We start from the raw sequence: 10884 nt of genomic DNA, 5'->3' as shown, positions 1-10884 counted from the left end.
CTCCGGTGCCACCGGTACCCCCGGTCCATCCACCGGCACCGGGTGCGCCGGTGCCGCCGCCGAGCCCGCTCGGCGTGCAGGTCACCACCGAGGACGTCACCCTCGGCGGTGCGTACTGGAACGCGGCCAGCACGGCCGCCGCGTTGCGCGTCACGGTGGCCAACACCGGCACCACCGCGCAGCGGGTGCGGCTCTCCTACACCCTGCCCGCCGGCCTCACCGACACCGGGACGAAGGGATGCACCGCCGTCGGTGGCGGCACCTACCGGTGCGGGGCCTGGATGGCCGAGGCGGGCGCGCGGTTCAGCAGCGTGGTCCGGTTGCAGGTGACCGGCGACGCGTGGAAGCAGATGCCGCTCAGCGGCTCCGTCCAGGTCGCCGCGGACGCGCCGGGGATGACCGGCGAGGCGGTCGACAACCAGGGGTTCGCGGTGCTCTTCCCGCCCGGCCCGCCGGTGCCCGGGATCTCGCTCGCCGCCGACGAGGTGACCTTCGACATCAGTGGCGCGGCCAGCACCCTCGGGGTCCGGCTGGGCAACACCGGCACGGTGGACGCCGCCGGCGGGATCGAGGTGGTCCTGCCGCCCGGGGTGAGCGTGCCGACCCCACCGGCCGGCTGCGTGGCGGTCGACCCGACGCGGGTGCGGTGTGACGCCGGCACGGTGCCGGCGGGCGAGACCGCGGAACTGCGACTGCCGGTGGAGGCCACCCCGCAGGCCCAGCGCGAAGCGCCGCTGTCCGGCGCGGTCATCGGCAGACTCGACCCGCGCAGCGGGCCGACGCGGCAGGTGCAGATGAGCTTCCGAATCACCGCGGCGGCCGCACTGGCCACGCCGGTGTCGCCGCCCGCACCGACCGGCTCGCAGGGCGTACTCGCCGCCGGGTCCGCGACCGACGACGGCGGGATGTCCTCGGTGCAGCGCGCCGCGATCATCCTGATCGCGGTCTCCGCGCTGCTGGTGGTGCTGGCCCTCACGCTCGCCACCACCTCGCTGCGGCGCCGGCTCAGCGACCCGGCGCCCGAGCCGAGCACCGCGCCCACCGACTGACGGGCGTCGACCGGCGCGCGACATCCAGGTGATCTGGATTACGGCGTGCCGGGCGAAACACCGCAATACTTCCCAACTACCTTCCGATTGCGGTCCCAGACGGCGGACCTCCGGGGAGGGTCGGGGGTCTGTTCGACGTAGGCTCTCAGGTGAGGAACGACAGCGGCCGGACCAGCCTGGGGCGGTGCGGTGCGAGGTTGCGTCAAGGAGGTCCCGTGGCCGGGCAGAGCGAGGTCACCATCATGTCGCGAACGAAGGTGGCACAGTGACCAAGCAGATCCGTCAACTCGACCGAGTGGTCATCCGGTTCGCCGGTGACTCCGGTGACGGCATGCAGCTGACCGGCGACCGGTTCACCTCGGAGACGGCGCAGCTCGGCAACGACATCTCCACGCTGCCCAACTTCCCCGCCGAGATCCGGGCCCCCGCCGGCACCCTGCCCGGCGTGTCGAGCTTCCAGGTGCACTTCGCCGACTACGACATCCTCACCCCGGGCGACGCGCCCAACGTGCTGGTGGCGATGAACCCGGCGGCCCTCAAGGCCAACCTGGCCGACCTGCCGCGCGGCGCGGACATCATCGTCAACACCGACGAGTTCACCAAGCGCAACCTGGCCAAGGTCGGTTACCAGAGCAGCCCGCTCGACGACGACACGTTGGCCGGCTACGTCGTGCACCCGGTGGCGCTGACGTCGATGACGGTCGGCGCGCTCGCCGCCCACGAGGTGTCCAAGAAGGACGCCGAGCGGTCGAAGAACATGTTCGCCCTCGGCCTGCTCTCCTGGATGTACTCCCGGCCGTACGAGTCGACGCTGCGCTTCCTGGAGCGCAAGTTCGCGGCCCGTCCGGAGCTGGTCGCGGCGAACGTGGCCGCGTTCACGGCCGGCTGGAACTTCGGCGAGACCACCGAGGACTTCGCGGTCCGCTACGAGGTCAAGCCGGCGAAGATGCAGCCGGGCACCTACCGCAACATCACCGGCAACGCGGCGCTCTCGCTGGGCCTGGTCGCCGCCGGGGTCCGCTCCGGGCTGCCGGTCTTCCTGGGCGCGTACCCGATCACGCCGGCGTCGGACATCCTGCACGAGTTGAGCAAGCACAAGCGTTTCGGTGTGCTCACCATGCAGGCCGAGGACGAGATCGCGGCCGTCGGCGCGGCGCTGGGCGCGTCGTACGGCGGGTCGCTGGGTGTGACCACCACCAGCGGCCCGGGTGTGGCGCTCAAGAGCGAGACGATCTCCCTGGCGGTGGCCCTGGAGCTGCCACTGGTGATCGTGGACGTGCAGCGCGCCGGCCCGTCGACCGGCATGCCGACCAAGACCGAGCAGGCCGACCTCAACATGGCGCTCTACGGCCGGCACGGCGAGGCGCCGGTCGCGGTGATCGCGCCCCGGTCACCGTCGGACTGCTTCTTCGCCGCGCTGGAGGCGGCCCGGATCGCGCTGACCTACCGCACGCCGGTGATCCTGCTGTCCGACAACTACGTCGCCAACGGCTCCGAGCCGTGGCTGCTGCCCGACGTGGAGTCGCTGCCCGACCTGCGGGTCGAGTTCGCCACCGAGCCCAACGGCGACGACGGCACCACCTTCCTGCCGTACCTGCGCGACCCGGAGACCCTGGCCCGCCCGTGGGCGATCCCCGGCACGGCGGGGCTGGAGCACCGCATCGGCGGTCTGGAGAAGGCCGACAAGACCGGTGACATCTCCTACGATCCGGCCAACCACGACTTCATGGTGCGCACCCGGGCCGCCCGCATCGAGACGATCCGAGTGCCGGACATCGAGGTGGAGGACCCGGACGGCGACGCCCGGGTGCTGGTCCTCGGTTGGGGCTCGACGTACGGGCCGATCGGCGCGGCGTGCCGCGGTGTGCGCCAGCGCGGCCTGTCCATCGCCCAGGCGCACCTGCGGCACCTGGCGCCGATGCCGGCCAACCTCGGTGAGGTGCTGCGCTCCTACGACAAGGTGGTCATCCCGGAGATGAACCTGGGCCAGCTCGCCCACGTCATCCGGGCCCGCTACCTGGTCGACGCGATCAGCTACAACCAGGTCCGCGGCCTGCCGTTCACGGCCGCCGAGCTGGAGACGACGCTGGAAGAGGTCCTGAAGAATGTCTGAGCCCGTCGCTCTCAAGCTCACCGCCAAGGACTTCAAGTCCGACCAGGAGGTGCGCTGGTGCCCCGGCTGCGGTGACTACGCGATCCTGGCGGCGATCCAGCAGTTCATGCCGGAGTTGAACATCCCCCGGGAACGGACCGTCTTCGTCTCCGGGATCGGCTGCTCGTCGCGCTTCCCGTACTACATGAACACGTACGGCATGCACTCGATCCACGGGCGCGCCCCGGCGATCGCGACGGGCCTGTCGGTGTCCCGGCCGGACCTGTCGGTCTGGGTGGTCACCGGCGACGGTGACGCCCTCTCCATCGGCGGCAACCACCTGATCCACGCGTTGCGGCGCAACGTCAACCTCAAGATCCTGCTGTTCAACAACCGGATCTACGGCCTGACCAAGGGTCAGTACTCGCCCACCTCCGAGGTCGGCAAGGTCACCAAGTCGACCCCGGCCGGCTCGGCGGACGCTCCGTTCAACCCGCTCTCGCTCGCCCTCGGCGCCGAGGCGAGCTTCGTCGGCCGGACCATCGACTCCGACCGCAAGCACCTGCAGTCGGTGCTGCGCGCCGCCGCCCAACACGAGGGCTCGGCGTTCGTGGAGATCTACCAAAACTGCAACATCTTCAACGACGGGGCGTTCGAGCAGCTCAAGGACCCGTCCACCCGGGACGACTACCTGATCCGCCTGGAGCACGGCCAGCCGATCACCTTCGGGGCGGACGGGCGGTTCTGCGTGGTGCACCCGCCCGGCGGCTTCGGCCTGGAGGTCCGGGAGACCAGCACGGTCCGGCCGGAGGAGATCGTCGTGCACGACGCGACGGTGGCCGACCCCGCGTACGCGTTCGCGCTGTCCCGGCTGCCCGGCCTGGACCTGCGCAACACCCCGATCGGGGTGTTCCGCTCGGTGGACCGGCCGTCGTACGACAGCGTGGTGCAGAGCCAGCTCGCCGCCGCGAAGGCGACGGTCACCGAGACCCCGGAGCAGCAGCTCGCCGGCCTGCTGGGCAGCGGCGACACCTGGACGATCATCTGATCCGTACGCACTGACGAGAGCGGCCGTCCCCGGACACGGGGACGGCCGCTCTCGTCGTACCGGCTGTTCAGCGCTGGGCGGAGGCCGGCGTCCAGAGGTTGTCGATCTCCTTCTCGGCCGCCGCGAGGCTCGCCTCGTGCAGCGGGATCAGCTCGGCCATCGCCGGCACCGAGGGTGCCAGGGTCAGCTCGGCGCTGATGAAGCGCGGCTGCATGCCGGTCATCGACAGGCCGTGCGGCAGCCACGGCTCGGCGTGGTCCCAGCCGTAGCGCGGGGTGCCCTCGCCGTAGCCGCCACCCCGGGTGGCCAGTACGACGAACTCGCGGCCGCCGAGCAGGCCCTCCTGCGTCGTCGGGTCGTACGCCAGCCCGGGGACGATCAGGTGGTCGACCCAGGACTTGACGCTGCTGGGCGCGCCGAAGTTGTAGAGCGGCAGCCCGAGCAGCACCACGTCGGCCTGCTTCACCTCGTCGACCAGACGCTCGCTGAGCTCCCAGGACTCGCGCTGCGCCGGCGTGTGCTGGTCCGGGGGTGTCATCCGGGCCAGTCCGCCGTCCGCGTCCAGGTGCGGCAGCGGTTCGGCACCCAGGTCACGGTAGGTGACCGTGCCGTCCGGGTGGGCCGCACGCCAGGTGGCGACGGCGCGGGCGGTGAGCCGCCGGCTGACCGACCAGTCGCCGCGGATGCTCGAGTCGATATGCAGCAAGTTCATTATTCCTCCTCCAGGAATCGTCTGTGAAGCACCAACTATTTATAGCAGGCAGATGTTCCGTGGGCTCGGTAGACTGGGTCACATGTCCGCCCCGCCCCTGGAGCCCTCGGAGCACCGCTCCGGGGCACTGCTGGACCACCTGGCCCGGCGGATGCGACTACGGGCGGAGTCGGTACTGGCGCCGCTGGGCCTGCGACCTCGACACCTGGTCGCGCTCACGGTGCTGCGCGCCGGCGGTGGCACCAGCCAGCAGGCGCTCGCCACCACCCTGGAGATGGACAGCACCAACATCGTCGGGCTGCTCAACGACCTAGAAGCGAAGCAGCTGATCGAGCGCCGCCGGTCGCCGCAGGACCGCCGACGGCACGTCGTCGAACTCACCGACGATGGGGCGAAAAGCCTCAAAGAGGCCGAATGTGCCCTCGCGAGCGCCGAGGACGAGGTGCTGGGGGCGTTGGGGCCAGCCGAGCGGGAGACGCTCTACGAGCTGCTCCGGCGGGCCGCCACCACGCAGGTCACCTGCACCGAGACGATCTGCGGCACGGACACCGACATCGACGCCTGCTGACGCCGCCGCGTCCGGCGTGATCTCAGGCGGTCGCGGTGGACTGCGGGCGGTCGTCGCGTACGTGCACCAGCATGTCGCCGGTCTCGATCACCGCACCCGCCCGGTCGGCCAGGGTGACCACCTTGCCCCGACGCACCAGGGCGATCACCAGCGAGTCCAGTTCGCGCGGCGAGCGACCCACCTCGTCCCGCTCCGCCGAGCGCATCGCCAACGCCATCCCCTGCCCGGGGGTCAGCAGGTCCTCCACCACGTCGATGAGCGGCGGCGCCGACGTCGACAGGCCGAGCAGTCGACCGGCGGTGGCCGAGGAGACGATCACGTGGTGCGCGCCGCTCTGCTTGAGCAGCGGAGCGTTCTCCGCCTCCCGGGCCGCCGCGATGATCCTGACCTGCCCGGCCGTGAGCTGCCGGACGGTCAGCGCCACCAGCACCGAGGCATCGTCACTGTCGGTCGCGATGATCACTGCCTTCGCGTTCTTGACATGCGCCTCGTTCAACACCGACGACCGGGTCGCCGAACCCTCGATCGCCACCAGCCCGGCGGAGGTGGCCTGCCGCAGGGCGGCGGCGCTGCGCTCGACCACCACGATGCGGGAGCGGTCCAGACCGTTCTCCATCAGCGCGGAGACCGCGCTGCGACCCTTGGTGCCGTAGCCACAGACGATGACGTGGTCCTTCACGGTTCTCCTCCACCGCGACAGGCGACGGCCGGTCCGGTACTGCTCGGTCAGAACTTCCAGAGTGGTGCCGACCAGGATGATCAGGAAGAGCACCCGGGCCGGCGTGACGAAGAGGACGTTGACCATCCGGGCCGACTGGGAGGCCGGCGTGATGTCGCCGTAACCGGTCGTGGAGAGCGACACGACCGCGTAGTAGAAGCAGTCGAGCAGGGTCAGGCCGTCCTCGTTGACGTCGCGGTAGCCGTCCCGGCCCAGATAGACCGCGGCGACCACGGCGAACACCAGGCCCAGGGCGGCGGCCAGCCGCAGGCTCAGCGCGCTGAGCGGGCCACGGCGCTGCGCGGGAAAATGGATCACCGTCGAACCTGCCCCGCCACCGTCGCCTGCACGCCCACAACATAGCGGGTACGCCGTGCACCGCACGCCGGGGTTGCGCACAGGACAACGATCGGCCAGCTTCGGGCGGCGGTACGGGTCGGCCAGGGTGCCGATGAACGGGCATGATGGGGGTGTCCGCCAGACGACCGCGAGAGTGAGGCCCGCATGTCGTTGCTGCGACGAGTGATCGGCGGAGTGTTGCGTCGGCTGCGCCAGAGCCAGGGCCGCACGCTGCGTGAGGTGGCCTCGGCCGCCGGCGTCTCGGTCCCCTACCTCTCCGAGGTGGAGCGGGGGCGCAAGGAAGCCTCCTCGGAGGTGCTCGCGGCGATCTGCCGCGCCCTCGGCATCCGCCTCTCCGATCTCCTCGAAGAGGCCCGCGACGACCTGCGCCGGGTCGAGCCCCGCATCCCGAGCGCGCCACGGGCCACGCTGACCCGCCTCGAACGGGTGGAGGTGGCCCGCCGCGTCGCCGGTCAGCACACCCTGCGCACGGGCCGACCGATCCTGGACCGGGGGCCGGGGGCTGCCGGGCCGACCCTGCGCGTCGGCGCGACGGCCTCCGCTGGCGGCTCGCGCCGCGGTCCGCGTACCGCCGCCCTGCTGGGCTGCGTGCGGTCCCGGGCGGGCGCGCGGCGGTTGACCGCCGCGTAGGCCGCGCCGGTTCTGCCGTCGGCGAATCTGCCGGCGGCAGATTCGCTGGGCCGGCGACGGCCGTCGCACGCACGCTGGAGGGGCCGGTCCACCGGGCGGTCCCGCCGCCCGCCGGCACGGCGGAAGGCGACGACACATGATCGGGTACGGCGTACGGATGGTGGACGGCGCGCAGCCGACCTTCGGTGACCAGGTGTTCGAGCGGCTGTTGCGGGAGCGGATCGTCTTCCTCGGCACGGAGGTGACCGAGGAGTCGGCCAACCAGATCTGCGCGCAGATTCTGCTGCTCGCCGCCGAGGACGCCGAACGCGACATCTACCTCTACATCAACTCGCCGGGCGGGTCGGTGAGCGCCGGGATGGCCGTCTACGACACGATGCGCTACGTCCGCAATGACGTGGCCACGCTGGCGCTCGGATTCGCCGGCTCGATGGGGCAGTTCCTGCTCTGCGCGGGCGCGGCCGGTAAGCGGTACGCACTGCCGCACTCGCGGATCATGATGCACCAGCCGTCCGGCGGGATGGGCGGCACCGCCTCGGACATCACCATCCAGGCCGAGAACATGCTGCATGTGAAGCGGACCATGCAGGAGCTGATCGCCCAGCACAGTGGACGGACGCTGGACGAGATCCAGCGCGACTGGGACCGGGACCGCTGGTTCACCGCCGAGCAGGCCCGGGAGTACGGCCTCATCGACCAGGTGCTCACCCGAGCCGAGCAGCTGCCGGGGGTCTGACCCCCCGCGTGTCGCCCGTCGCCGTTAGGGTCGCGTCTATGCGTCGACTGATCCCTGTCCTCTCGATCGCCCTCGCCGTCCTCATAGCTGGCTGCGGCACCACCTCCGGCGACACCGCCGCGAACGCGCCCACCCCCACACCGTCCAAGCTCGACCCGGTCGCCACGATCCAGCAGGCCATGAACCGCAGCCTCGCCGGAACGGTCACCATGGACGCCTCGGTCAAGGCGGGCCCCAACGCGATCACCATGAGCGGCAAGATGGACCCCGCCGCCAAGACCCTCCAGGTCACCGGCAAGGCACCCGAACCGATGGAGGCTCGGCTGATCGGCGACACCGCCTACCTCAAGATGGAATCGCTCGACGGCGGGAAGCCGTGGACGACGCTCGACCTCACCAAGCTCAAGCCGGGCAGCTCCCTGCGCCAGTCCTTCGACCTGACCTCACAGACCGGCCTCGTCGGCGGCATCGTGTCCGCTCAGGAGACGGGCGGCGGCCGCTACACCGGCACCGCCGACCTGGAGAAGGCGGCCGCCGCCGCCACCGGCAGCACCGGAATGCGCGAGGGCATCGAGTCGTCCGCGAAGCTCGCCAAGGACCCGAAGTCGATCCCGTTCGAGGCCACGGTCGACGCCGACGGTCGACTCACCGCGCTCTCCTACACGATCGCCACGAAGAGCCTCGGTGATCTCGTCACCGACATGCGGATGAGCGGCTTCGGTGAGCCGGTCACGGTCACCGCCCCGCCCGCCAAGGACACCGAGCCGGCCTCGGAAGAGATGTACAAGTACTTCTGACGTACGAGCTGGCGCGTTACGCCGTCAAGATCCGCGCACCTGCGGGGCACGTGCGCGGATCTTGACGTAGCCACTCTCCGGCTGTGCTCCAGGTCACACGGATGTCGGTAACATCCCGACGCTCCGGCTCGTCCCTGAGGCAGACAACCACAGGGAGAGCCCAGTTTCGTCGCCTACGTCACGGTCACCATCCTCGCCTCGGTCTTCACCGGCATCGCCGCCGTCACCTACCTGATCGGCCACGCCTATCCGAAGGCGCAGGCGGACATGAAACGCGTGCCCCGGTCGTGGCTACCGTTCCTGGGCATGGCGCTGGCCGCGGGATCTCTCGGGCTGCTGGCCGGATTCGCCGTGCCACTGCTGGGGACACTCGCCGCCGCCGGCCTGGTGCTGTACTTCATCGGCGCGCTCATCGCGCACCTGCGAGTGGGCTCCCGCCACCTCGTGGGCTGGGCCGTCTTCTTCGTCACGGTGGTGACCACGCTGACCGTGAACCTGACCTACCACTGGTGATCCACGGGTGGTCATACGAGGTGCCCCCGGCAGGATTCGAACCTGCGACACACGGTTTAGGAAACCGATGCTCTATCCCCTGAGCTACGGGGGCGCGAGGGCCTAGTCTAGCGACCTGGGGGTTCACCTGGGGTGGCAGGGAGTGGCCCACGTTCACCCACGTCACCCGGACCCGTGTTCTCCCAGCCCAGGACCACAGCTCGAGCACACGAACCCTGGTTTGCGACCGGCGGTCGGTCGCGGTGACCCGCGTTGGCACCGGTTCACCCGGGTTGGCATCCGCTGGAGAGCACACACCGCGCACATCATCGAAGATCATGTGGGGCTGCCGCTCCTCCCGGATCGGCGCCGCCTCCCACGGGGATTTCGGCCAGGTCGCGATCAGCCACGCGGTGGCTTGTCGTCGTGTCGCAGGTTAGGTTCGTCCGGTCGAGGAAGACGACGTCGACCTCCCGCACGCCGCCCAACCCATCCAGATCCGTCGCCGCAGACGCCGCCTCGACCAGCCGAACGCTTCACAACTGAGACCGTCTACGCCATCACCAACCTGCTCGTGCACCAGGCGCAACCGGCATCACGCCCGCGACAGCACCCGCCCCGGGCACTACTCGGCATCACCTGCCGACTTTGCTTGGGCCCTGCCGCCGGGCCGAGCACACGAAACCCGGTTTGCGACCGACAGTGAGCCTTTTCGGGTAAGGCTCTGATCACCGAAAGTGGTGTCCAAGATGCCCGAGGCGCACGGGAATCGCCCTGGTGAGCGAGGATAGACCAGTGAAGGCGCGGAACGCCGGTACGAAGTGTTCCTCTCACAGACCACTCACCCCGGAGTTCCGCGCCGACCATGAGTATCACCTATACCGCCACGCTGCCCGTACGCGACGAGACCGTGCTGTACTTCTCCGGCCTGCTGCATGCCGAACGACTCCGGCGCGGCACTCGCCAGGGGCGGCGGGCGTTGACCTGTTTCCGGCAGGCCGTGCTGGTCCTGCGTTGGCTGCTCGACGGCACCCGGATGAGCCAGCTGGCCCGTGACAACACGATCAGCCTGACCACCGGCTACGACAACCTGCACGAGGCCATCGCGGTCCTGGCCGCCCAGGCTCCCGGCCTGCACGGCGCACTGCTGGCCGCGAAGGCCGCCGGCTACGACTACGTCCTACTCGACGGAACCCTCATCGAGACCGACCGGATCGCCACCCCGGGACCCACCCCCGGCGTGGACCTGTGGTGGTCAAAGAAGCACAAGAACCACGGCGGCAACATCCAGGTCCTGACCGCCCCGGACGGCTGGCCGCTGTGGACCTCCCCGGTACGCCCCGGCCGGGAACACGACACCAGCTACCTACGTACTCACCCCGCCCTGCTGGCTACCCTCGCCGAGATCCGCGAGAACCTGCGGACCCTGGCCGACCTCGGCTACGAAGGCGAAGCCGACACCATCGCCGTCGCGTTCAAAACACCCAAGAACGGCCAGCTCACCGACCTGCAGCAGACGTTCAACCGAGCCCACAACCCAGGGTCATTGCGTTGTCGGGACTGTAAAAAGAACGGTGTAACTCCTGATCAAGGAGACGCACCTGATGACCATGACGACTGACGCCGTGGATACTGCCGCGGTGGCGAAGAAGCAGCAGCAGCCTGGCCTGCCGGCCGGGGCG

General features: G+C 70.2%; 10 protein-coding genes, 1 tRNA gene and 1 pseudogene. 9 read left to right on the top strand and 3 right to left on the bottom strand.

The genetic code is table 11. The features are described 5' to 3' along the window. From F8271_RS26590 to F8271_RS26580, 3 genes are all read left to right on the top strand, one after another. Positions 1-1049: hypothetical protein (locus F8271_RS26590; protein ID WP_151492588.1), on the top strand; the 1049-nt coding region annotated here is incomplete at its 5' end. Between the two features lie 265 nt (positions 1050-1314). Beyond that, the gene (locus tag F8271_RS26585) at positions 1315-3162 is read left to right on the top strand and encodes a 2-oxoacid:acceptor oxidoreductase subunit alpha (protein ID WP_151492587.1); all 1848 of its coding nucleotides are present in this window, start codon (positions 1315-1317) and stop codon (positions 3160-3162) included. Beyond that, a complete protein-coding gene (locus F8271_RS26580) occupies positions 3155-4189 on the top strand; it encodes a 2-oxoacid:ferredoxin oxidoreductase subunit beta (protein ID WP_151492586.1) in 1035 nt (344 codons plus the stop codon). Before F8271_RS26585 ends, F8271_RS26580 begins: the two co-directional genes overlap by 8 nt. Positions 4190-4256: 67 nt before the next feature. On the opposite strand, the gene F8271_RS26575 is transcribed toward F8271_RS26580, so the two are convergent. Then, positions 4257-4901, bottom strand: a complete 645-nt coding sequence (locus F8271_RS26575) for an FMN-dependent NADH-azoreductase (protein ID WP_225854779.1) — start codon at positions 4899-4901, stop codon at positions 4257-4259. 82 nt (positions 4902-4983) lie between these two features. Between F8271_RS26575 and F8271_RS26570 the strand changes: the two genes are divergently transcribed. Continuing rightward, positions 4984-5469 carry a MarR family winged helix-turn-helix transcriptional regulator gene (locus F8271_RS26570; protein WP_192580466.1) on the top strand — a complete coding sequence of 162 codons (486 nt, stop codon included), beginning with the start codon at positions 4984-4986 and terminating at the stop codon, positions 5467-5469. 22 nt (positions 5470-5491) lie between these two features. Here the strand turns inward: F8271_RS26570 and F8271_RS26565 are convergent, their stop codons facing one another. After that, positions 5492-6505: a TrkA family potassium uptake protein gene (locus tag F8271_RS26565; RefSeq protein WP_151492579.1), complete on the bottom strand. Its 1014-nt coding sequence runs from the start codon at positions 6503-6505 to the stop codon at positions 5492-5494. A gap of 186 nt (positions 6506-6691) precedes the next feature. Between F8271_RS26565 and F8271_RS34280 the strand changes: the two genes are divergently transcribed. The 4 genes from F8271_RS34280 (at position 6692) to F8271_RS26545 (ending at position 9223) form a co-directional block, all read left to right on the top strand. Next, positions 6692-7177, top strand: a complete 486-nt coding sequence (locus F8271_RS34280; RefSeq protein ID WP_151492578.1) for a helix-turn-helix domain-containing protein — start codon at positions 6692-6694, stop codon at positions 7175-7177. Positions 7178-7313: 136 nt separating this feature from the next. Beyond that, positions 7314-7913 (top strand): ClpP family protease, encoded by a 600-nt coding sequence (locus F8271_RS26555; protein ID WP_151492576.1) that lies wholly within the window; start codon positions 7314-7316, stop codon positions 7911-7913. Positions 7914-7951: 38 nt separating this feature from the next. Continuing rightward, positions 7952-8710 (top strand): hypothetical protein, encoded by a 759-nt coding sequence (locus F8271_RS26550; protein ID WP_151492575.1) that lies wholly within the window; start codon positions 7952-7954, stop codon positions 8708-8710. A gap of 189 nt (positions 8711-8899) precedes the next feature. Further along, positions 8900-9223: a DoxX family protein gene (locus F8271_RS26545; protein WP_151492573.1), complete on the top strand. Its 324-nt coding sequence runs from the start codon at positions 8900-8902 to the stop codon at positions 9221-9223. A 21-nt stretch (positions 9224-9244) separates the two neighbouring features. Here F8271_RS26545 and F8271_RS26540 read toward each other — a convergent pair. Then, positions 9245-9317, bottom strand: a tRNA-Arg gene (locus F8271_RS26540). A gap of 750 nt (positions 9318-10067) precedes the next feature. On the opposite strand from F8271_RS26540, the pseudogene F8271_RS26530 reads away from it, so the two are divergent. Continuing rightward, positions 10068-10736 (top strand): annotated as a pseudogene (locus tag F8271_RS26530) (transposase family protein); the annotation flags it as partial. Between the last annotated feature and the right edge of the window lie 148 nt (positions 10737-10884).

The organism is Micromonospora sp. ALFpr18c, assembly GCF_008868155.1.
Classification (GTDB): domain Bacteria; phylum Actinomycetota; class Actinomycetes; order Mycobacteriales; family Micromonosporaceae; genus Micromonospora.
The sequence above is the reverse complement of the archived record's forward strand: the minus strand, read 5'-3'. Positions and strand labels throughout refer to the sequence as shown.

Excerpts from the sequence above, each read along its gene's own strand:
- F8271_RS26575 (WP_225854779.1), bottom strand. The coding sequence starts at position 4,901 with ATGAACTTGCTGCATATCGACTCGAGCATCCGCGGCGACTGGTCGGTC.
- F8271_RS26550 (WP_151492575.1), top strand. The coding sequence starts at position 7,952 with ATGCGTCGACTGATCCCTGTCCTCTCGATCGCCCTCGCCGTCCTCATA.
- F8271_RS26570 (WP_192580466.1), top strand. The coding sequence starts at position 4,984 with ATGTCCGCCCCGCCCCTGGAGCCCTCGGAGCACCGCTCCGGGGCACTG.
- F8271_RS34280 (WP_151492578.1), top strand. The coding sequence starts at position 6,692 with ATGTCGTTGCTGCGACGAGTGATCGGCGGAGTGTTGCGTCGGCTGCGC.
- F8271_RS26580 (WP_151492586.1), top strand. The coding sequence starts at position 3,155 with ATGTCTGAGCCCGTCGCTCTCAAGCTCACCGCCAAGGACTTCAAGTCC.
- F8271_RS26555 (WP_151492576.1), top strand. The coding sequence starts at position 7,314 with ATGATCGGGTACGGCGTACGGATGGTGGACGGCGCGCAGCCGACCTTC.